This window comes from Neoakkermansia glycaniphila (genome assembly GCF_001683795.1).
Taxonomy (GTDB): Bacteria; Verrucomicrobiota; Verrucomicrobiia; order Verrucomicrobiales; family Akkermansiaceae; genus Akkermansia; species Akkermansia glycaniphila.
Map to the genome: position 1 here is coordinate 63,655 of NZ_LIGX01000019.1, position 20,173 is coordinate 83,827.

Annotated in this window: 27 protein-coding genes; 25 read left to right on the forward strand and 2 right to left on the reverse strand. The window is 57.5% G+C overall.

Annotated elements, in window-relative coordinates; translation table 11 throughout:
- Positions 1-85 precede the first annotated feature (85 nt).
- The 6 genes from tyrS (at position 86) to gluQRS (ending at position 5,572) form a co-directional block, all read left to right on the forward strand.
- Positions 86-1,270 carry a tyrosine--tRNA ligase gene (gene tyrS, locus AC781_RS05390; RefSeq protein ID WP_067774668.1) on the forward strand — a complete coding sequence of 395 codons (1,185 nt, stop codon included), beginning with the start codon at positions 86-88 and terminating at the stop codon, positions 1,268-1,270.
- Positions 1,271-1,291: 21 nt separating this feature from the next.
- Positions 1,292-2,293 (forward strand): bile acid:sodium symporter family protein, encoded by a 1,002-nt coding sequence (locus AC781_RS05395; RefSeq protein ID WP_067774671.1) that lies wholly within the window; start codon positions 1,292-1,294, stop codon positions 2,291-2,293.
- A 55-nt stretch (positions 2,294-2,348) separates the two neighbouring features.
- On the forward strand, positions 2,349-2,939 hold the full coding sequence (locus AC781_RS05400; protein ID WP_141675771.1) for a hypothetical protein: 591 nt from the start codon (positions 2,349-2,351) through the stop codon (positions 2,937-2,939).
- Between the two features lie 131 nt (positions 2,940-3,070).
- Positions 3,071-3,628: a nitroreductase family protein gene (locus AC781_RS05405; RefSeq protein WP_172801767.1), complete on the forward strand. Its 558-nt coding sequence runs from the start codon at positions 3,071-3,073 to the stop codon at positions 3,626-3,628.
- Between the two features lie 22 nt (positions 3,629-3,650).
- Positions 3,651-4,694, forward strand: a complete 1,044-nt coding sequence (locus AC781_RS05410) for an ankyrin repeat domain-containing protein (RefSeq protein WP_067774676.1) — start codon at positions 3,651-3,653, stop codon at positions 4,692-4,694.
- A complete protein-coding gene (gluQRS, locus tag AC781_RS05415) occupies positions 4,694-5,572 on the forward strand; it encodes a tRNA glutamyl-Q(34) synthetase GluQRS (RefSeq protein WP_067774679.1) in 879 nt (292 codons plus the stop codon). The genes AC781_RS05410 and gluQRS overlap by 1 nt, the downstream gene beginning before the upstream one ends.
- A 12-nt stretch (positions 5,573-5,584) precedes the next feature.
- Here gluQRS and AC781_RS14200 read toward each other — a convergent pair whose 3' ends face one another.
- The gene (locus AC781_RS14200; RefSeq protein ID WP_141675772.1) at positions 5,585-6,103 is read right to left on the reverse strand and encodes a hypothetical protein; all 519 of its coding nucleotides are present in this window, start codon (positions 6,101-6,103) and stop codon (positions 5,585-5,587) included.
- Positions 6,104-6,337: 234 nt separating this feature from the next.
- On the opposite strand from AC781_RS14200, the gene AC781_RS14205 reads away from it, so the two are divergent.
- The 17 genes from AC781_RS14205 to rplN are packed head-to-tail and all read left to right on the forward strand — an operon-like array spanning position 6,338 to position 16,334.
- Positions 6,338-6,892, forward strand: a complete 555-nt coding sequence (locus tag AC781_RS14205) for a hypothetical protein (RefSeq protein WP_141675773.1) — start codon at positions 6,338-6,340, stop codon at positions 6,890-6,892.
- A complete protein-coding gene (gene rpsL / locus AC781_RS05425; RefSeq protein ID WP_067774685.1) occupies positions 6,864-7,247 on the forward strand; it encodes a 30S ribosomal protein S12 in 384 nt (127 codons plus the stop codon). The genes AC781_RS14205 and rpsL overlap by 29 nt, the downstream gene beginning before the upstream one ends.
- 32 nt (positions 7,248-7,279) lie before the next feature.
- Positions 7,280-7,753 (forward strand): 30S ribosomal protein S7, encoded by a 474-nt coding sequence (rpsG, locus tag AC781_RS05430; RefSeq protein ID WP_067774688.1) that lies wholly within the window; start codon positions 7,280-7,282, stop codon positions 7,751-7,753.
- 58 nt (positions 7,754-7,811) lie between these two features.
- Positions 7,812-9,962 carry an elongation factor G gene (gene fusA, locus AC781_RS05435; RefSeq protein ID WP_067774691.1) on the forward strand — a complete coding sequence of 717 codons (2,151 nt, stop codon included), beginning with the start codon at positions 7,812-7,814 and terminating at the stop codon, positions 9,960-9,962.
- A 38-nt stretch (positions 9,963-10,000) separates the two neighbouring features.
- Positions 10,001-10,309, forward strand: coding sequence for a 30S ribosomal protein S10 (gene rpsJ, locus AC781_RS05440; RefSeq protein ID WP_067774695.1), 309 nt, complete (start codon positions 10,001-10,003; stop codon positions 10,307-10,309).
- Between the two features lie 47 nt (positions 10,310-10,356).
- The gene (gene rplC, locus AC781_RS05445; RefSeq protein WP_067774698.1) at positions 10,357-11,001 is read left to right on the forward strand and encodes a 50S ribosomal protein L3; all 645 of its coding nucleotides are present in this window, start codon (positions 10,357-10,359) and stop codon (positions 10,999-11,001) included.
- 24 nt (positions 11,002-11,025) lie between these two features.
- The gene (rplD, locus tag AC781_RS05450; RefSeq protein WP_067774701.1) at positions 11,026-11,634 is read left to right on the forward strand and encodes a 50S ribosomal protein L4; all 609 of its coding nucleotides are present in this window, start codon (positions 11,026-11,028) and stop codon (positions 11,632-11,634) included.
- Positions 11,635-11,638: 4 nt separating this feature from the next.
- Positions 11,639-11,923 carry a 50S ribosomal protein L23 gene (gene rplW / locus AC781_RS05455; RefSeq protein WP_067774704.1) on the forward strand — a complete coding sequence of 95 codons (285 nt, stop codon included), beginning with the start codon at positions 11,639-11,641 and terminating at the stop codon, positions 11,921-11,923.
- Positions 11,924-11,950: 27 nt separating this feature from the next.
- Positions 11,951-12,787: a 50S ribosomal protein L2 gene (gene rplB / locus AC781_RS05460; RefSeq protein ID WP_067774706.1), complete on the forward strand. Its 837-nt coding sequence runs from the start codon at positions 11,951-11,953 to the stop codon at positions 12,785-12,787.
- A gap of 34 nt (positions 12,788-12,821) precedes the next feature.
- The gene (gene rpsS / locus AC781_RS05465) at positions 12,822-13,091 is read left to right on the forward strand and encodes a 30S ribosomal protein S19 (protein WP_067774709.1); all 270 of its coding nucleotides are present in this window, start codon (positions 12,822-12,824) and stop codon (positions 13,089-13,091) included.
- A gap of 26 nt (positions 13,092-13,117) precedes the next feature.
- Positions 13,118-13,837 (forward strand): hypothetical protein, encoded by a 720-nt coding sequence (locus AC781_RS05470; protein WP_071133285.1) that lies wholly within the window; start codon positions 13,118-13,120, stop codon positions 13,835-13,837.
- A 29-nt stretch (positions 13,838-13,866) separates the two neighbouring features.
- On the forward strand, positions 13,867-14,205 hold the full coding sequence (gene rplV, locus AC781_RS05475) for a 50S ribosomal protein L22 (protein ID WP_067774715.1): 339 nt from the start codon (positions 13,867-13,869) through the stop codon (positions 14,203-14,205).
- A gap of 30 nt (positions 14,206-14,235) precedes the next feature.
- Positions 14,236-14,958 carry a 30S ribosomal protein S3 gene (rpsC, locus tag AC781_RS05480; protein WP_067774718.1) on the forward strand — a complete coding sequence of 241 codons (723 nt, stop codon included), beginning with the start codon at positions 14,236-14,238 and terminating at the stop codon, positions 14,956-14,958.
- Between the two features lie 38 nt (positions 14,959-14,996).
- Positions 14,997-15,425 (forward strand): 50S ribosomal protein L16, encoded by a 429-nt coding sequence (gene rplP / locus AC781_RS05485; protein ID WP_067774721.1) that lies wholly within the window; start codon positions 14,997-14,999, stop codon positions 15,423-15,425.
- A gap of 21 nt (positions 15,426-15,446) precedes the next feature.
- Positions 15,447-15,647, forward strand: coding sequence for a 50S ribosomal protein L29 (gene rpmC, locus AC781_RS05490; protein ID WP_067774724.1), 201 nt, complete (start codon positions 15,447-15,449; stop codon positions 15,645-15,647).
- A gap of 20 nt (positions 15,648-15,667) precedes the next feature.
- Complete coding sequence (rpsQ, locus tag AC781_RS05495) at positions 15,668-15,937, forward strand: 30S ribosomal protein S17 (RefSeq protein ID WP_067774727.1); 270 nt, start codon at positions 15,668-15,670, stop codon at positions 15,935-15,937.
- 31 nt (positions 15,938-15,968) lie between these two features.
- Complete coding sequence (rplN, locus tag AC781_RS05500) at positions 15,969-16,334, forward strand: 50S ribosomal protein L14 (RefSeq protein ID WP_067774731.1); 366 nt, start codon at positions 15,969-15,971, stop codon at positions 16,332-16,334.
- Positions 16,335-16,481: 147 nt separating this feature from the next.
- Here rplN and AC781_RS05505 read toward each other — a convergent pair whose 3' ends face one another.
- Positions 16,482-17,177, reverse strand: a complete 696-nt coding sequence (locus tag AC781_RS05505) for a hypothetical protein (RefSeq protein ID WP_067774734.1) — start codon at positions 17,175-17,177, stop codon at positions 16,482-16,484.
- Between the two features lie 239 nt (positions 17,178-17,416).
- Here AC781_RS05505 and AC781_RS05510 point away from each other — a divergent pair, with 239 nt between their 5' ends.
- Both AC781_RS05510 and AC781_RS05515 read left to right on the forward strand, forming a co-directional pair.
- Positions 17,417-18,676, forward strand: a complete 1,260-nt coding sequence (locus tag AC781_RS05510) for a hypothetical protein (protein ID WP_067774737.1) — start codon at positions 17,417-17,419, stop codon at positions 18,674-18,676.
- 208 nt (positions 18,677-18,884) lie between these two features.
- On the forward strand, positions 18,885-20,129 hold the full coding sequence (locus AC781_RS05515) for a PA14 domain-containing protein (RefSeq protein WP_067774740.1): 1,245 nt from the start codon (positions 18,885-18,887) through the stop codon (positions 20,127-20,129).
- Positions 20,130-20,173: the final 44 nt, after the last annotated feature.

The window sequence follows — 20,173 nt, forward strand, 5'->3', positions numbered from 1 at the left end:
CCGTATAATGCGCTATGCTGACGTGCTTTCGCGATTCTCGGCTTGCATGTGCGGGGTGGGGTGGGCATACTGGCGCCCACACGTCATGACTCCTGAAGAACAACTCGATCTCCTGATGCGCGGGACGGCCAAGGTGCTGAATCCCTCCGAATTGCTGGAACGCCTGAAGTCGGGCCGTCCGCTTCGCGTGAAGCTGGGCGTCGATCCGACGGCTCCGGATATTCATCTCGGCCATACGGTGGCGATCGAGAAGCTTCGGCAGTTCCAGATGCTCGGGCATCAGGCGGTGCTGATTATCGGCGATTTTACGGCGACGATCGGCGATCCGACAGGGCGTTCGGTGACGCGTCCGCCGCTGACCCGCGATGAGGTGCTGGCGAATGCCGAGACGTACACGGAGCAGGCTTTCAAGATTCTCGATAAGGAGAAGACGGAGATCGTTTACAATGGCGACTGGTTCCGCAAGATGGTGTATGAGGAGGTTTTGAAGCTGAATGCCCGCGTGACGATGCAGCAGATTCTCGCCCGCGAAGATTTCCGCTCCCGCATCGATAGCGGGAAGGAGGTGCGCCTGCACGAGATGCAGTATCCTGTGATGCAGGGCTGGGATTCCGTGATGGTGAAATCCGATGTGGAGCTGGGCGGTACGGATCAGCTGTTCAATATTCTGGTTGGCCGCGACCTGCAGCGCGAAGAGGGGATGCAACCCCAGATCGCGATGGTGCTTCCTCTGCTGGAAGGTTTGGACGGTACGCGAAAGATGTCGAAGTCCTATGGCAATTATGTGGGTGTGAGCGAGCCTGCCGAGACGATGTTCGGCAAGCTGATGAGCGCGAGCGATGAGCTGATGGATCGCTATTATACGGTGCTGCTGGGCGAGTCCCGCGATGAATCCCTGCATCCGATGGAGGCCAAGAAGCTGTTGGCATGGAAGATTACGGCTCGCTACCATTCCGCAGATGATGCGGATGCAGCCCGCGCCGACTGGGAGACGCGTTTCTCGAAGAGGGATCTGGCCGCGGCGGATTTGCCGGAGGTGTCGATCGCCGCTTTGCCGGACGAGTTGAATTATATGTCGCTCGTGGCCCATTTGTTCGAGACGGTGTTCGATTTGAAGAAGTCGAACGGCGTGTTGCGCAAGGAACATTTTACGCCGGGTGCGATTCAGCTCGACGGCGAGAAGATCGTCGATCCGTTCGCGTTGCCGGTGCTTCATCCGGGTGCGGTTCTGCGCCTGAGCAAGAAGCATGCCGTGCGCTTTGCGGCTTGAGTTTGACGCCGGGAGGCAGGGATGGACGCTCTGAGAAGACTGGTGGCACGGCTCGACCGTTTTACGACGGGGCTGCTGCTCAGTGTTGTGTGCGGCGTTTTCATCCCCTGCGGAGGCGGTGCGGAGGTCTGGTTCAAGCAGGCGACGAATGTCGCGATCATGCTGCTGTTTTTCCTGTACGGCGTGAAGCTTTCCCGCCGATCCGTGGTGGAGGGGCTTCTTCATTGGCGGTTGCAGGGGATGGTGGCGTTCAGTACGTTCGTGTTTTTCCCGTTGATGGCTCTTGCCTTGCGCCCGGTGCTGTCTCCGCTGGTGACTCCGGAGCTTTATACGGGGCTGCTGTTTGTGAGCGTGCTGCCTTCGACGGTGCAGTCGAGTATCGCGTTTACGTCGATTGCTGGCGGCAATGTGCCTGCGGCAGTGTGTGCCGCTTCGGTTTCCAGCCTGCTGGGCGTGTTCCTGACTCCTCTTCTGGTGGGGCTGGTGCTGGTGTCGGGAGGCGAAGGCCCGTCGATGGGGGCTGATACGTTTTTGCAGATTTGCTATTTGATTCTGGTGCCGTTTCTGGCGGGGCAGGCGGTGCAACGATGGATCGGGAAGTGGGTGGCCGGACACAAGACGCTGATTTCATGGACGGATCAGGCGACGATCTGGCTGGTGGTGTATACGTCGTTCAGCGAAGCGGTGTTGCAAGGGCTGTGGATGAAGCTGCCGTTCTGGGCTTTGGCCGGGGTGGTGGCCGCATGCGTGGTTTTTCTGGCGGTGGTGCTGTTTTTCACATTTTTCAGCAGCCGGAAGCTCGGGTTTTCGCGGGAGGATTGTATAACGATTGTTTTTTGCGGGTCGAAGAAGAGTCTGGCAACAGGGGTGCCGATGATGGGGGTGATTTTTGCGGGGTCTCCGCATTTCGATCTCGGTACGCTGGTGATTCCTCTGATGCTGTTCCACCAGATCCAGTTGATGACTTGTGCGGCTTTGGCCCGCCGCTGGCGGAAGGCCGGAGCGGATGACGGAGGGTTCTGAGGCCGGGACGTTTTCCGAATATGGTGATGTTTCCGTTTGTCAGAACACGGACGGCGTGGTAGTCTTGTTGCCGATGACGATGCTGTGGCGCATGCTGGCGGTTTGGATGGTGCTTCTCGCGCTGCCGGGATGCGACCGCGAAGAGTCGCAGACGGAGGGGATGCTTCGGGATAAGCCGGCTGTGGCCGATTTGTCCGGGACATGGCGTATTTCTTCCGATTCGGAGAAGGTGAAGCCCGGCGGTGCTTCGATGCTGATTAAGCTGAGGCCGGACGGGACGTTTTTGTGGAAGAATTGCCTCGGATCTTCCGGGCCGGGCGGCGATGTGGCGGGTACGTGGGCGGTGAGCGATGAGATGCTGGCGAACGGAGAGACGCTGTACGGGGTGCGCCTGCAGTCGGACCGGGGGCCGATGTATTTGCGGGTGCGGGGTGGAAATCCCCGCAGTCTCGTGGTGCCGTTCGGCGATCCGGGCAAGATGGATGTGTTGCTGTTCGATCAGGCTGTGGCGGCGGAAGCGGTGGATGATGAGGCTGAGGAGGATTACGGATCCAAGTGTTTGTCCGAGATCGGGCAGTGTTTCAAGTCGCTGGGTATGGCTATTTATTACGGGGTGCTGTGGTTGTGGCGGCTGATCGCCTCGTGAAGAGGGTGGCGTTTTTTGCTTTTGTACGCATTTTCTGCTTGCACGGAAAGGGGGGCGGGCATACGCTGGGAGAGATGAAATTCATGGTTCGTATGTTTGTTCTGACGGGGGCCGGCTTTTTGATGTCCGCCATGACACCAGGAGCTGTTGCTCAGGATATCGCTCTTCCCGCTCCGGTGAAGTCGGGTGGGATGCCATTGAATGAAGCTCTGGCCAAGCGGGCGACGAAGCGTGCTTTCAGTGACAGGGAGCTTGAACCGCAGGCGTTGTCGAACCTGCTCTGGGCCGCTAACGGCGTGACGCGCCCAGACGGTAAGCGGACGGCTCCGACCGCACGCAATTTGCAGGAGCTTGAGCTGATCGTTCTGCTGCGTTCCGGCGCCTATGCCTACGATGCGGCGGCGCACAAGCTGGTGCAGGTGTCGAAGGAGAATCTAATTCCGGTAGCCGGAGGCAAGGCTCCGGTAGAGATTCTGATTATCGGAGACAAGAACAAGCAGCCTTCTGCTGAATACAGGAGTGTGGATTCCGGTTTTATCGGGCAGAATATTTATCTGTTCTGCACGTCGGCGGGGCTGTCGTCCGTGTTCCGCGGTTCGGTGGATCGCTCGGCGCTGGAAAAGAAGTTATCTCTGGGCGAGGATAAGGTGGTTACGTATTCCCACAGTGTGGGGTATCCGGCCGAATGAGAACGAAACCGATTTGCTTCCTATGATGAATACTCCTTTCTTTTGCGGAATGCTCGTAGCCGGAGCGGCCATGGTGGCGTCGGCAAATGCTTCTCCCGACGATCTGGTGAGTGCCTGCAAGAGCGGCGATCTGGTGAAGGTGAAGAGCCTCGTAGGCAGCGGCGAGCGTGTGACGGCTCCGGGTTCGGATGGCGTGCTGCCTTTGATGGCTGCCTGTCTGAACGGGCATGTGCCTGTGGCCCGCTATCTGGTGGAGGCCGGGGCGGATGTGAAGACGCCCGACGATTATGGCTGGACGCCGCTCGCCGGAGCGGCGCGAGGCGGCAATATGGAGCTGGTGACGCTTCTCGTCGAGCAGGGTGCCGATCCCACCGGAAAGGGAGTGTGGCCGACGCCGATCGAATGTGCGGTGCAGGGCGGCAATAAGGATGTGGTCGCCTTTCTGCTGGATAAGGGCGCTCCTGCCAATGTGGTTTCCCGGTCGGGCGTGTCCCTGCTGATGGATGCATGCGGCCGGGGCGATGTGGCGCTGGCCGGACTGCTGGTGAAGCATGGCGCGGATGTGAACTTCAAATCGCCCGTAGGGCGCAATTGCATGACGTCCGCCTGTTTCGGCGGCCATCTGGATATGGTCAAGCTGTTGCACGGAAAGGGGCTTCCTTTGTGTTCCGTCGATAGCAACGGAGGCAGTTGCCTGTTGTTTGCCGCGATGTCGGGCAACGGCGAGTTGGTGAAATACATTCTCGATCACGGAAAGGACGAGAAGGGAGAGTCGATTTATGTCGATACGCTGGACAAGGATGAAAATACGCCTCTGCTTGTGTTGGTGAGCCGGGTGCCGTCCAAGGGCGTTGTCGATACGAAGATGATGGAATTGCTTCTGGAAAGAGGCGCCGACCCTAGCCGCGCCAATGCGAAAGGGCTGACGGCGATCGGTCTGCTGAAGGAGTTTTCCGGGAAGTTGTCGGAGGCTCTCGAAAAGGGCGCCGTCAATCCGGGGTTGAAGTCGCTTCTGGGTGAGATGAAGGAGATGGAGGCGAAGATGGAGAAGAAGGTCAGGAAATAATGGCGGAGGCAAGAGAGGCGACAAGGTTTGCCCCCAGCCCGAGCGGCAGGCTGCATGTGGGGCATGTGCTGGCTGCCGTGGAAGCTCGGCGGCTGGCTGACGAGCTGGGCGGGCTGTGCCGTTTGCGGATAGAGGATATCGATTTGCAGCGTTGCCGGCCGGAATATGCGGAGGCGTTACTGGATGATCTGGCATGGCTGGGCTTGAGGTTCGACGGCGAGGTGATGGTACAGAGCAGGCGGATGGAAATCTACCGGCAGGCGTTGGAGCTGCTGAAAGGCATGGGTGTGCTGTATCCCTGTTTTTGTACGAGGAAGGAGATTGCGGAGCGCATGGCGGAGATGCCGCGGGCACCGCATGGCACGGCCTGTGATGCGTACCCGGGAACGTGCCGTGCGATGGGGCAGGGCGAGCGGGAGGCTCGACTGGCAGCCGGAGAGGCTCATGCATGGAGGCTGGATTGCCGCCGCGTGCAAGATGTGACTGGTTCTCTGGAATGGCTTGATTTGAATGAGGGACGGCAGGTTTGCGAGCCTTCGCGGCTGGGGGATGTGATTCTGGCGCGCAAGGATTTTCCGGTGAGTTACCATCTTGCGGTGACGGTGGATGATGCGGCGCAGGGCATCACGCATGTGACGCGCGGCATGGATCTGTTCGAGTCCACGCATGTGCATCGGGTCTTGCAGGCTTTGCTGGGGTTGCCCGTTCCTGTATGGAAGCATCACGGGCTGCTGTGCGACGAGTACGGGAGGCGGCTGGCGAAGAGGGACGGCGCGCGGTCGCTCGAATCCCTGCGTTCCGCCGGGATGGAGCCGGGCAGGCTGCTTGCCTCCATCGAGCAAGCTCTGGCGCGTGGAGGGGTGTGGAAGATGGAGTGAGCAGGCGGCCTTTTACTCGTTTTCCATATTTTGGAAGGCCTGCATGGGGTCGCGGAGATCGACGGTCTGAAGGATGCGTGGTGCCACGGCATTGAAATCGTGTTCATCCGGGTAGTATGTCATGAGTTCGATGACGGCATCGTCCGGAAAGGTTTCGGGGGGTATTTCTGCGGTATGAGAGTCGCTGCCCTTCGGCGAGGGTATGAGCCCGGCCTCGCGGTTGATCCGGAATTTGATGTGCCGCTTGGTATTGGGAATGGCTCGGTCATGGAGTATGAGGGTGGTTACCCCATCCGGTCGGAACGAGGGTTCGATACTGACGGAAAGCTGATGGTTGGTAGGAAGCGCCACAGCCCGGAGTAATTTGTTGACGGGATCGCCTGTGGAAATGACCATGCCGGATGTCAGGGGTGCGTGGATGCGATCCACCAGCTGCATGGGGCGGTACAGGTCGAAGCCGGCAATGGGTCGCAGGTGATTCCAGAGATCTATTCTGGATTCGGGCGGCGCGTCTTTGGTGTAGATTTCCATGGAGCCTATGGTAGCCGTGTTTGGGTACCGGGGCAGAATATCGGATTGAACGTCTTTTGCCTGTTTGCCGAGGAGTGCGTGAAAAACGGAATCAAACAATTTTTGAGTGGTTGGATTCCGGGTGAAATCGAGTGACGGCAAGACAGGGGGCGAAGGGCTTTTGATGAGGAGAAGTATATAGCGCGGGGCGATTTCGCGAGTGTCGACCAGGCAGAGCAAACTGTCGTTCTTATCTTGAAATCCGACAGCCATATATTCAGGGCGGATCAGAATATGGCGATGAGGTTGCCGGGTAGTCAGGTCGAAGAGCTGATTAACAGGCATGCCCGTTTCGATCATGGTAGGAGTCTGCGTCTGGGTTGGAGCTGGCAGGGGAGGCGGTGCGGACTGGTTCGCGAACGCGATGGCAAGGCAGGCGGATACGGGAATCATGGGAGAAGGGAAGTTATTCGATCAAGAATAACCGAAAATAAAACGGTCGTGCAAGCCGCGAAATGGGCAGCGGACGGTGATTTTTGTCATACAGCGGAACTATTTTCCGAAAGAGCGGAGAAATTCGTTTTTCAAAAAAATCTCAAAATCCGCAAGAAAAGGCTTGTCATCCCTAGAAAAATCATTATACTGTCGCTCCCTTATCAGCGCCTCTGGGTGCAATATAATCGATTTCTATCGGGTGCGCCTCCGGAAAAAAGGCCGATTTCCTGCGAAGGAGTCGTCAATTTTTCGTGGTCGCCCGGCGAACAAACAACAAGCAGGAAACATGCCGACCATCAATCAGCTCGTCCGTAAAGGACGCATTACTCCGGAAGTAAAATCCAAGTCACGTGCGCTTCACAGCTGTCCTCAGCGCCGCGGTGTATGTCTTCAGGTGATGACTCGTACGCCCAAGAAGCCGAACTCGGCTCTTCGTAAGGTCGCCAAGGTTCGTTTGACGAACGGCGAAGAAGTAATCGCCTATATCGGCGGTGAAGGCCACAATCTTCAGGAACACTCCATCGTGCTCGTGCGCGGCGGTCGTGTGAAGGACTTGCCCGGTGTTCGTTACCATATCGTCCGCGGTGCTCTCGACTGCCTCGGCGTCGACAAGCGTCGTCAGGGTCGTTCCAAGTACGGTGCCAAGCGCCCGAAGGCCGCCGCCAAATAAATCATATCAACTAATTAAGAAATAATCATATCATGGCCCGTCGCAAACGCGTCTACAAGAAGATTGAACGTCGTGACTCCCGTTACGATTCCGTTCTCGTCGGTAAGCTGATCGGCAAGGTGATGTACAGCGGCAAGCGCTCCCTCGCGGAACGCATTGTCTATGCTGCCATCGACCTCGCCAACGAAGGCACCGACACGATCGACCCTCTCGAAATCCTCACACGTGCTATCGAAAACGCGAAGCCCCGTGTTGAAGTGAAGAGCCGCCGCGTCGGTGGCGCTACCTACCAAGTTCCCTTGGAAGTGGCTCCCGACCGTTCCGAAGCTCTTGCCATGCGCTGGATTATCGGTTATGCCCGCGGTCGCAAGGGTGTGCCGATGCACAAAGCTCTTGCCAACGAAATCAAGGAAGCTGCCAATAATCAGGGCTCTTCCGTTCGCAAGCGCGACGACGTGCACAAGATGGCTCAGGCCAACCGCGCATTCGCTCACTTCCGCTGGTGATCCCGGTGGAGGTTTTTCCGTGACTGACCTCAGAAATACAAGATTCTTTTGACTCAATATGGCTACTAACGTTAGCAATCCCAATCGCAAGGCTCCGCTCGAGCGCTACCGTAATATCGGTATCTCCGCTCACATCGATGCGGGCAAGACCACGCTTTCCGAGCGTATCCTTTTCTACACAGGCATGATCCACAGGATCGGCGAAGTGCATGACGGCGCTGCGACGACCGACTGGATGGAACAGGAGCAGGAACGTGGCATCACCATTACTTCCGCTGCCGTGACGACAAACTGGAAGCAGGTTCCCACTGAAGGAGTCTACAAGATTTTCGAAGGTCAGAATTTCCAGGTGAACGTGATCGACACCCCCGGCCACGTTGACTTCACGGCCGAAGTGGAACGTTCCCTCCGCGTGCTTGACGGCGCTATCGTGGTGTTCTGCGGTGTGGCCGGCGTGCAGCCCCAGACGGAAACCGTGTGGCGCCAGGCCACCAAGTACAGCGTTCCCCGCATGTGCTTCGTGAATAAGATGGACCGTACCGGCGCCAACTTCGACAACGTGATGAACGATATCCTCACCAAGCTCGGCGCCAATGCGGCTCCGGTGCTGATTCCCATCGGTGCGGAAGACGCTCTTTGCGGCCAGATCGACGTGGTGAACCAGAAGGCCATCATGTACTCCGACTCCGACCGTCTCGGTTCCACCTACGAAATCGTCGAGATTCCCGCCGAGCTCAAGGAGAAGGCTGCCAACGCCTATCACGACCTCGTGAGCCGCGTGGCCGATGTCGACGACGAGCTGGGCGAATTGTTCCTCATGGAAGAACCGATCTCCCCTGAAATTCTCAAGAAGGCCATCCGTCGTGCGACGATCGCCAACAAGTTCATCCCGGTTGCCGGCGGTTCCGCTTTCAAGAACAAGGGCGTTCAGGCTCTTCTTGATGCGGTGATCGACTATCTTCCCTCCCCGGTTGAAACCGTTCCCGCCCACGTTGTCAGCACGCTGGACGAAACCGTTTCCGAAGACATCATCGCCAGCGACGACGCGAAGCCGATGGCTCTCGTCTTCAAGCTCTGGGCCGACAAGTTCGTGGGCAAGCTCGTCTTCATCCGCGTGTATGCCGGTGTCATCAAGAAGGGTGATACGATTTACAATCCCCGTACCCGCAAGACGGAACGTGTGGGACGCCTTATCCAAATTCAGGCCAACGTCCACACGGACGTGGACGCCGTGTACTCCGGCGACATCGCCGCTATCGTCGGTCTCCGCAATATCACGACGGGTGACACAATCACGGCAGACGACAACGATTTCACGCTCGAACCTCCGACCTTCCCGGAACCGGTTATCGCCATGGCCGTGGAACCCAAGACCAAGGCCGACCAGGAAAAGATGTCCAATGCTCTCGGACGCCTTTCCGAAGAAGACCCGACCTTCCAGGTGAAGACGGATGAAGAAACCGGCCAGACCATTATTTCCGGTATGGGTGAGCTTCACCTCGAAATCATCATCGACCGTCTCATGCGCGAGTTCAAGGTGGAAGCCAACGTCGGCAAGCCCCAGATCGCCTACCGCGAAACGATCACTGCCCCCGCCCACGGCGACGGCAAGCTCGTCAAGCAGTCCGGTGGTCGCGGTCAGTACGGTCACGTCGTCATCGACGTGCAGCCGAACGAACGCGGCAAGGGCCTGACGATCGAGAACAAGATTGTCGGCGGTGCGATTCCGAAGGAATACATGAACGCCGTCTATTCCGGTCTCAACGAAGCCATGACGACGGGTGTCATCGCCGGTTATCCGGTGGTGGACGTGAACGTCCAGGTGGTCGACGGTTCGTACCACGAAGTTGACTCCAACGAAAACGCATTCAAGATGGCTGCCATCTTCGCCATGAAGGATGCCTTCAAGAAGGCCAAGCCGATCATGCTCGAACCGATCATGTCCGTCGAAGTCTCCACGCCGACCGATTATCAGGGCGACGTCATGGGCGACCTCAACCGCCGCCGCGGTCAAATCAGCAACATGGAAACCAAGGCCAACGACTGCATCCTCAAGGCTAATGTCGCCCTTGCCGAAATGTTCGGTTATTCCACCGCTGTCCGTACCCTCTCCAGTGGCCGTGCCTCCTACTCCATGGAGCCCTCCCACTTCGAACAGGTGCCCCAGAACCTTGTCGATGAAATCGTCAAGGAACGCGGAGGCAAGTAAAACCTTATTTATCAAGAAAATCAAAGTACCGCACGTTCATGCAAAGTCCTAAAATCCGCATCCGTCTCCGCGCGTTTGACTCCCGCGCCATCGATCGCTCCGCTCTGGAGATTGTTGAGACCGCCAAGCGCACCGGAGCCAAAGTTGCCGGCCCGATTCCTTTGCCGACTCGCATCGAGAAGTTCTCTGTGAACCGCTCGGTCCATGTTAACAAGAAGTCCGCCGAACAATTCGAAATCCGCACGCACAAGCGCCTGCTCGACATCGTCGACCCGACCGCCCGTACCGTGGACGAGCTGAAGAAGCTCAACCTCCCGGCTGGCGTGGACATCACGATCAAGATCTAGTCCCGGCCCAGTTCGCATTATTAACACCATTCCTATCATCTTTTAAAATGGCTCTTGGACTCATTGGTAAAAAGGTTGGCATGACCCGCGTTTTCAATCAGGAAACCGGCTCCATGATCCCCGTCACCGTCATTGATGTCGCCGGCAACACGTTTGCCCAGGTGAAGACTGCAGACAAGGACGGCTACAACGCCGTACAGGTCGCGTTCGACGCCCAGAAGGAAAGCAGGCTCTCCAAGCCTGTTGCCGGACATCTCAAGAAGCTGGGCATCGCCCCGGTTAAACTTCTCAAGGAATTCCGCGTTGAAGCGTCCGAGCTTCCCGCCGAAGGCGCAACTCATCCGGGTCTCGGCCTGTTGGAAGACGGCGCCTGGGTGGACGTGATCGGCACGTCGAAAGGCAAGGGCTTCCAGGGCGCAATGCGCCGCCACAACTTCCACGGCTCCCCCGCCGCGCACGGTTCCATGATGCATCGTCGTACGGGTTCCGTCGGCGCTTGCGCCACGCCGAGCCGCGTTTGGAAAGGCCAGAAAATGCCCGGTCACATGGGCAATGAAAACACGACCGTTCAGAATCTTCGCGTCGTGCAGGTTCGCAACGACGACAACGTGATCCTCGTATCCGGCCCCGTTCCGGGCGCCCGAGGTTCCTACGTGGTGATCCGTCCTGCGAAGAAGAAGCAAGGCAAATAAGAACGAACTTAGGAAAACCTATCTATGTCCGCAAAGAACTTTACATTAGAAGCAGCCGCTGCCGCCAACATCAAGACGGTTGGTAGCGACAAGGGTTCGCAGGCCGTACACGACCTCGTGGTCGCCTACCAGGCCAACCGCCGCACAGGTTCCGCCAACACGAAGACGCGTGGCGAAGTGAGCGGTAACAACAAGAAGATCTTCCGCCAGAAGGGTACGGGTAATGCCCGTCATGGCGACAAGCGCGCTCCCATCATGGTGGGCGGCGGCGTGGTCTTCGGTCCCCGCCCCTGCGACTACACCAAGAAAGTGAACAAGACGACCCGCCGCCTGGCTCTTCGCCGCGTGCTCGGCGATATCATCGCCGGTGACAAGGTCGTGACGGTTCCCGCTTTCGCCGTGGAAGACGGCAAGACCAAGAGCTTCATCGCCGCAGTCTCCGCTCTCACCGACAGCAAGAAAGTGCTCGTCGTCGCCGAATCCTTCGACGAAAAGACGAAGCTCGCAGGCCGTAACGTGCAGGAAGTCCTCCTGATGACGGCTGCCGAAGTGAACGTCGAACAGCTTCTCCATGCCGGGAAGGTGATTCTCGTGGAAACCTCTTTTGAAACTCTCGCCAGCCGCACGGCCTAAGAACATGAAAGACATTTACCAAATCATCAAGAAGGTGCGCATCAGCGAAAAGGCTACGGTGCTGCACGAAACGACAGGCGAAATCGTCTTTGAAGTTGAGCGGGACGCCAACAAGATCGAAATCAAGCAAGCCATTGAACGTGCATTCGACAAGAAGGTCGTTTCCGTTCGCACGGCCAACTACGACGGCAAGGAACGCCGCCGCCGCCGCTCCGATGCAGGCCGCGCCCCGCATTGGAAGAAGGCCTACGTGCGTCTTGCCGACGGTCAGTCCCTCGACCTCGTCTAAGTAGAACCCCTAATACAGTAAGCTATCATGTCCCTTAAGTCATTCAAGCCTACCACTCCGGCCAATCGCTACAAGGTGCTGCCGTCCTTCGACGAGATCACGAAGTCCACTCCCGAAAAGAGCCTTCTCGCTCCCCTGCGCAAGTCCGGCGGCCGCAACAATAACGGCCGTATCACGACCCGCCACATTGGCGGCGGTCACAAGCGCCATTACCGCCTCGTGGATTTCCTTCGCGGCAAGCGCAATGTGCCTGCTACGGTTCTCGCCGTGGAATACGATCCGAACCGCACCTGCCGCATCGCCCTGATCCAGTATAAGGACGGCGAAAAGTCCTACATCCTTGCTCCCGTCGGCCTTGCTGTCGGCGCTACGGTGGAAAGCGGCGAAAAGGTTGCTCCCAAGGTCGGTAATGCGATGCCTCTGAAGAGCGTGCCCCTCGGTACGGCTGTGCACAACATCGAAATCCGCCCGGGTTCCGGTGGCAAGATTGCCCGTTCCGCCGGCCAGCAGGCCATTCTTTCCAACCGTGAAGGCGGCTTCGCTCTTGTGAAGATGCCCTCCGGCGAAATCCGCAAGTTCAATGAAAACTGCTTCTGCACGGTCGGCCAGGTCGGCAATACGCAGCACATGAACGAAACTTCCGGCAAGGCTGGACGTACGCGCTGGCTCGGCATCCGCCCGACTGTCCGCGGTATGTGTATGAACCCGGTCGATCACCCCAACGGTGGTGGTGAAGGCAAATCCAAGTCCGGTGGTGGCCGCCAGCACCTTTCCTCCCCGTGGGGTCATGTGAAGGGCCAGAAGACCCGCCGCCTCCGCAAGCCGAGCGACGCCTTCATCGTGCAGCGCCGCAAGTCCAAGTAATTTAACGTAACCAAATCAAACCAGAGTACATATCATGGGACGTTCCCTCAAAAAAGGACCCTTTGTGAGCCAAAAGCTCCTGGCGAAGATCGATGTTCAGATCGAAACGGGTGACCGCAAGCCGATCAAGACATGGAGCCGCGCCTCGATGGTGACCCCCGACTTCGTCGGTCTCACCTTCCTCGTACACAACGGCAAATCTTTTGCCACCGTGTACGTTACGGAAAACATGGTCGGCCACAAGCTTGGTGAATTCGCTCCGACGCGCACCTTCAAGCAGCACGGCGGTATCGGCAAGAAGTAATCCGGACCACATAACAAGACTCTATCATGCTCTCCTCATCCTCCAGACTCTGCTCATACGCTTCTGCGGCTCTTGCTGCGGTGGTGCTGGGAGCAGGCTTTGTCCAGGGGGATGAGAGCAGGGCTGATCTGTTGCGCAAGATCGAGCGTCTCGAAAAACAGAATACGACGCTCAAAACCTCCTACATCCAGGCACGGCAGGATGCTGACCGTGCCGAAGGCAAACTCCAGGAAATCCGCAAGCGCCTTGAAGCGCTCGGAGGTTCCGCCCTCGGCGACAGCGAGCAGCGTCTCATCGACGCCATGGGCAATCTGGAAGCTGCCAACGAGGAACTGGATATTCTCAAGAAAGCCTCCGTCAAACTCTCCAGCGCCGTGATCGCCTACATGAGCCAGGCGCTGACGGACGATCCCGCAGCGCGCTCCGCTGTGGAATCCGCCCTGAGGGAAACGGATGTGGCGCTGGGTTTCCGCCAGTCGCCGGCTCGCGATTTCGCGGGTACCCTCGACAATGCTTCCGTGTTGAGCATCGATTCCGATTCCGGTCTCGTGGTGGTCAATGTGGGGCGTGAAGGAGGGTTGAGAGTCGGTATGCCGGTGGAGATTTCCCGCGGCGACCAGATCCTCGCCAATACGATCGTGACGGACGTCCGCAAGGAAGTCGCCGGGGTGCTTATCCTGAAGCTTCTGAATCCGGCTCTCATGGTTGCCGTTGGAGACCGCGCAACGGTCAAAACAAACGAATAATACTCTTTAACATTAAAACAAGCAAAAACATGGAAGTGAAAGCTGTTTACAAATACGCGCGAATCTCTGCGAAGAAGATGCGCGACGTAGCACGCGCCGTCCAGGGCATGACCGTCTCCCAGGCGACGGACACCCTGAGTTACACCCCGAAGAAGGGTGCCTACCTGCTCAACAAGGCTCTCAAGTCTGCTGTTGCCAACGCCGAGAACAATAAGGAACTCGCCGCCGACAGCCTCTTCGTGAAGTCTGTCATGGTGGATGAAGGCCCGACTCAACGCCGCACGATGCCTCGTGCCCGTGGGTCTGCCAATATGATCCGCAAGCGCACCTCGCACATTACTGTCGTCCTGGCCTCCAAGGAAGCCTAATCAACGTCTCACCTACAAGAATCAAGAATCATGGGTCATAAAGTAAATCCTATCGGCTTCCGCCTCGCCGTCAGCAAAGACTGGGCTTCGAAGTGGTATGCCACGGGCAAAGACTACGCCACCAAGCTTCATGAAGACCTTCAGATGCGCCAGTGCATCAAGGAACGCCTGAAGACCGCCGCCGTCTCCAACATCGTGATCGAGCGTGCATGGAACAGCGTCCGTATTACGGTTCACACCGCCCGTCCGGGTCTGGTGATCGGCCGCAAGGGCGAGCTCATCGAACAGATGACGGAAGATCTCAAGAAGATCTGCGGCGCAGCTACGCAGGTGAAGATCGACATCGTTGAAATCCGCCAGCCGGAACTCGACGCACAGCTTATCGCAGAAAACGTCGCAACGCAGCTCGAACGCCGCGTTTCCTTCCGCCGCGCCATGAAGCGCGCCGTGCAGGTGGCCATGGATTTCGGTGCCGAAGGTATCCGTATCCGTTGTGCCGGCCGTCTCGGCGGTGCCGACATCGCCCGTGCCGAATGGTACCGCGAAGGCAAAGTGCCGTTGCAGACTCTCCGCGTGCCGATCAACTACGGTTTTGCCGAAGCTCGCACTCTTTATGGTATCATCGGTATCAAGTGCTGGGTGAACAAGCGTCCCGAAGTGGCGAATGCCGCTCCTTCCGGTCGTCCGAACAATCGCGACAACCGCGGACCCCGCGGACCCCGTCGTGAGCGCGAACCCCGCAATAATGCCTGATCAATTTATTAACAAATAAATACTAGGAGGAATATACTATGCCTTTAATGCCAAAACGCGTCAAGCATCGCAAGATGCACCGCGGCAGCCGTTCCGGCAATGCCACCAGCGGTACGTCCGTTGCTTTCGGTGACTTCGGTCTTCAATCCCTCGACCGCGGCTGGGTAACCAACAACCAGATTGAAGCCTGCCGTATCGCCATCAACCGTTACCTTCGCCGTAAAGGGAAGGTTTTCATCCGCATCTTCCCGCAGAAGTCCTTCACGCAGCGTCCGCCGGATACCCGTATGGGTAAGGGTAAGGGTGCCGTGGAAGGCTGGGTGGCTGTCGTTCGCCCCGGGAACATCATGTTTGAAGTTGCCGGTGTGACGGAATCCCAGGCTCGCGAAGCTCTTCGCCTCGCCTCCAACAAGCTTGGTATCTCCACACGTTTCGTCTATCGCCAAGGCGTCGCCGCCATGGCCTAATTGCAACCGCCATTCAGAATCATGCCTAAGAAGAAAGCCAAAGACTTCCGCGGGATGTCGGCCAATGAGCTCTCCGCCCATATCCGCAGCCTTCGCGAAGAATACTTCAACCTCCGCATTCAGCAGGCCACCGGCCAGCTTGAAAATAATCAACGCCTTCGTATCGTCCGCAAGGAACTTGCTTGCGCCCTCACCGTCCAAGGTGAAGCCGCTGCTCAATAAGAACCAAGGAATCAACCAAAATGAGCGAAAATACTACTACAAAGCCCCAAGGCCTTCGTAAGACTCGCGTTGGTGTCGTGACCTCCACCAAGATGGACAAGACCATCGTTGTGGAATACGTGGCTCGCGTCCCCCATCCGAAGTTCAAGAAGATTGTCAAGAAGAGCAAGAAATTCTACGCACACGACGAGAATGATACTGCCAAAGTCGGCGATAAGGTCCGCATCGTGGAAACTCGTCCCCTCTCCCGCCTCAAGCGCTGGGAGCTGGTGGAAGTGATTAACCACTAATCTGATTATCAAATAGAAAGGTTATTGTAACATGCTCCAGATGGAATCCCTCGTCCAGGTCGCCGATAATACGGGCGCCCGTTCCGCCAAGATGATTGGCGTGATCGGCAAGCGTACGCGTCAGGCGCACATTGGCGATATCATTACCTGCCACATCCGTGAATCGATCCCCACTGCTGCCGTGAAGAAGGGCAGCGTGGTGAAGGCCGTCGTCGTTCGTACGGCTGCTCCGATCCGCCGCGATGACGGCTCCGTCCTCCGTTTCGATGGCAACGCCGTTGTCATCATCGACAAGGACAACAATCCGCGCGGCACCCGTATCTTCGGACCGGTGGCCCGTGAACTCCGCGAAAAGCAATTCATGAAGATCGTTTCTCTGGCACCCGAGGTGCTGTAAGAGAAGGTCCGATTGACTGATTCACTTCCAGAAGGCAGGAGTCTCTTCAAGAGGCTCCTGCTTTTGTTGTGTATGCGGTCAGGGGTGGCGGCCCGTGCCAGGTGTTCGTGGCTGTATAGAGGAGGCGGGAGGCTGGTATGGGTGGTTTTACGTTTCCGCCGGGTATCCGGCATCGTGCAGATGGACGGCGACGGGGAGCCAGATGACGGGTTCTCCTTGATTTTGGATGAGTTCGGCGTATGTTTCCACTTCTTCGTAAGGATTGTCGATCAAGCCCCATGTGTTGAGCCGGAGAGGGTGGATTGCCGCGATGTCCTGTTCGAGTCCGTTGCACAGGTAGGTGTGGAAGCTGCCGATGTCCCAGCCGAGGATGTCGTTGCCGAGGTGGCGTCCTCCGTCGAGTTTTTGAGTACAGAGAGTTTTGGTGATGTGGTTGGCGGGACCGTGCGGGGAGAGTTTGTCCCGGTAGGGGGCGGTCAGAGAGATGGAGATGAGGTGGATGTCGTTTCTTTGGGTAAAGTATGTTTGTCGGATGTGCTGTGCATCCGCGCGGCGTTCGAAGCGGGAATCGCTGTCGATTTCCATGGTGCTCAGGTGCTGCGACAGGGAGGCAAGAGCTTCGTCAGAGAGGCCGGTTTTCTGCTGGTAGGGTTCTTTCTTCGTTTCCCAGCCGTTCCAGTAGCACGCGATGAGGTCGGGATGCAGGCGGCAGAAGCAGTGGCTGGCTGTGAGCAGGCGACCGGGGGCCTGTGGGTGGTAGTCTGGCAGGTGTCCGCATTCGGCAAGGTAGTAGCCGATGGTGTAGTAGGCGGGTTGCGATGAGTGCAGGGGAGGAGCAGGCATGAGGGGATGTGTCTGTTTGATGGTAGGTTGGCAGGGCCGGGTTGTCAAGATCCGGCTTTCCGGGTGATAGGAGCAGAAAGAAGTGCAACGCGGCAAGGGCTTGCCGGAGTAGGGATGAGATGATTCTGTAACAGTTGAGACGCTTCTGTTGCACGGCTTTGTCTCGCTTTTTGGTGGGGAAGGGGATAGTAATGGTTTTGTCAATTAACCATGTTCAACCTTAACCAATCTATAAAATTATGTCCCTTCATGTTGCTATTTTACCGGAAGCCGAGGCCGAGTTGAAGAAGTCGGCCTGCCGCGACAAGGTGTCCGCCTTGTGTGTGTCCTGCCTTTGCTGTGCGCTGGGCGGAGTGACTTTGTATCTGACAGTGCGGCTGTTTGCCGATGCTCCGGAGATGATGTTTCAGTCCGATTATTGGGAGACCGATGAGGTCGCCGCTCCGTTGAAGCGTCCCGAGATGCTTCGGCCCCGACCGACTGTGGACGATTCTTCTCCGGATTCTGCGTTGAATCTTGTTTTGCCGGATGCTTTGTCGCCCGTTGTGCTTCCGTCTGTGGACGAGCCGACGGAGGATGCTCGACTGGGACTGTCCGTGAATGTAGGTACGGGGCCGGGGCTGGAAGGTATCGGTTTTCATCCGGTGCGTTCGACGGTGATCGGCGATGTGTTTTCGACTACGGAAGAGATTGAGACAGCCTCGGCTTTGGAGGGAACGTTTTACGATTTGAAGCAGACGGTTTCCGGTGCGGAGACGGGGATGTCTCCCGCGCTGTGCAAGAAGACGCTGGGCGAGTTCGTGAATAAGGGGTGGAATGCCGGGGTGCTGGCGAGGTTTTACAAGGCTCCGACGAAGTTGTATGCTTCGTGTTTCTACCTGCCGATTTGCAAGGCGGAGGAGGCTCCGTTTGCCTACGGGGTGCAGGATCGTGTGAAGGCCAGTCAGTGGGTGGCGGTGTACCGCGGGAAGGTGGTTGCTCCGAAGAGCGGGAGGTTCCGTTTTGTCGGGCTGGGAGACGATGCCCTTGCGGTGCGGTTCAACGGGAGGACGGTGTTCGATTACGGCTGGGAGAATTTGTCTTCCGGTCAGATGACGGGCGGAGCGGATAAGCACGCTGTTCGTGCTGCGCTGCGGGATGATCGGGGGAAGCCACGCGAGTTTTTCCGTTATGCGGGCGCCGGGCCGGATTGGAACGGGAATTTGGATGGTTTGTGTTCGGGAGATGTGTTTGCGGTGGAGGCCGGGAAGACGTATCCGGTGGAGGTGTTGGTGTCGGAGATTCCGGGCGGGTATTTCGGGTTCGTGTTGCTGATCGAGGATTTGGACGATGCTCCGAAGGGGCGTGATGCGACGGGTTCCCCGATTTTCCAGTTGTTCCGTACGAATTTTGCTCTTCCTTCGACGGAGGAGTTGTACGAACGAATGAATGTGCCCGGTGACAGGAGGTCGCATGTGCCCTATGATGCCGATAGCTTGATCTGGAGAGCTGTTCCCTGAGTGGTTTGTTGGATGGATCGGCCGCCCCGGGCATGTTGCCCGGGGCGGTTTTTGGTTTGTGCCCAGCCAAGGTGCGGCGGGCGATGAGACGCTGCTGTGATTGTTGTTACAGTTCTGTTACACCTCTTTGTCTCGCTTATTCGGGTTTAGGGATGCATGATTTATCTGTCAACAATATTTGTTATCAACTCCAACACGAATTAATCATATGGCTATTCATATTTCCATTACTCCCGAAGCCGAGGTCGAACTGAAGAGGACAGCGCGCCGCAACAGGATGTCGGCTGTGGCGGTGTCGCTGCTGTGCTGTTTTCTTGGCGGTGTGACGTTGTTTCTGATGGTCAGGCTGTTTGTCGAAAGCGAAGGGCCCGCCAAACGAGATGGTTTCTTCCATACGGAGGATGCGAGGCCCGCCGAGACACCCAAGATGGTCCGGAAGACGGTGTCGCGCGCCAGTATGGCCTCACAGGTGGCTCCTCCGGTGGTGGTTGCCGTGACGGCGGGTTCCGTTCAGATTAATCCCGTGGATATCGTGACGGATCAGATGGATTTCGGGATGTCTCCAGTGTTCGGGACCGGTATTGGGCCGGGGCTGACGCAGTTCGGCGATTCCGGCCCCGGGGATCATCCGCTCGGTACAGAGGATCCAGACGGCGGCGGTTCGGCACTGGAAGGTACGTTTTACGATTTGAAGCAGACGCCTTCCGGTGCGCCGACGGGGATGAGTCCCGGGCTGTGCAAGCAGGTTCTGAGCGAGTTCAATTCGAGCGGCTGGAATAAGAGTATGCTGGCGAAGTACTATCAGGCGCCGACAAAGCTGTATGCTCCCTGTTTTTATATGCCGATTTGCAAGGCGGAGGAGGCCCCCTATGCCTATAAGGTGCAGGATAAGGTGAAGGCGAGTATGTGGGTGGCGATTTACCGCGGGAAGGTGAAGGCTCCCAAGTCCGGCAGGTTCCGTTTTGTGGGGCTGGGGGACGATTCTCTGGCGGTGCGGTTCAATGGGAAGACGGTGTTCGATTACGGCTGGTCGAGCGTAGCGACCGGGAAGATGCTGGGCGGCAATGCGGCGAATCGTGCGGAGTTGAAGGATTCCAAGGGGCAGCCGCGCCAGTTTTTCAGGTATAATGGGGCGGGGAGCGATTGGAATAATAATCTGGATGGTCTCAGTACGGGCGATGTGTTCGAGGTGAAGGAGGGGCAGTCGTATCCGATTGAGATTTTGATTTCGGAGGTGCCGGGCGGTTATTTCGGGTTCGTGCTGCTGATTGAGGATTTGGACGATGCTCCGAAGAAGCGGGATGCAGGCGGTTCACCGATTTTTCAGCTGTTCCGCATGAATTTTGCAGAGCCGAATACGCAGGAGATTTACAAGAATATGCAGGTTCCCGGCGATCGCCGTTCGGATGTGCCGTACGATAAGGATAGTATGATCTGGGAAGCGACGGTGTGATGCGGATCTTTCATGCAATGTTTGGAGATGTGTATGCGTTTGAA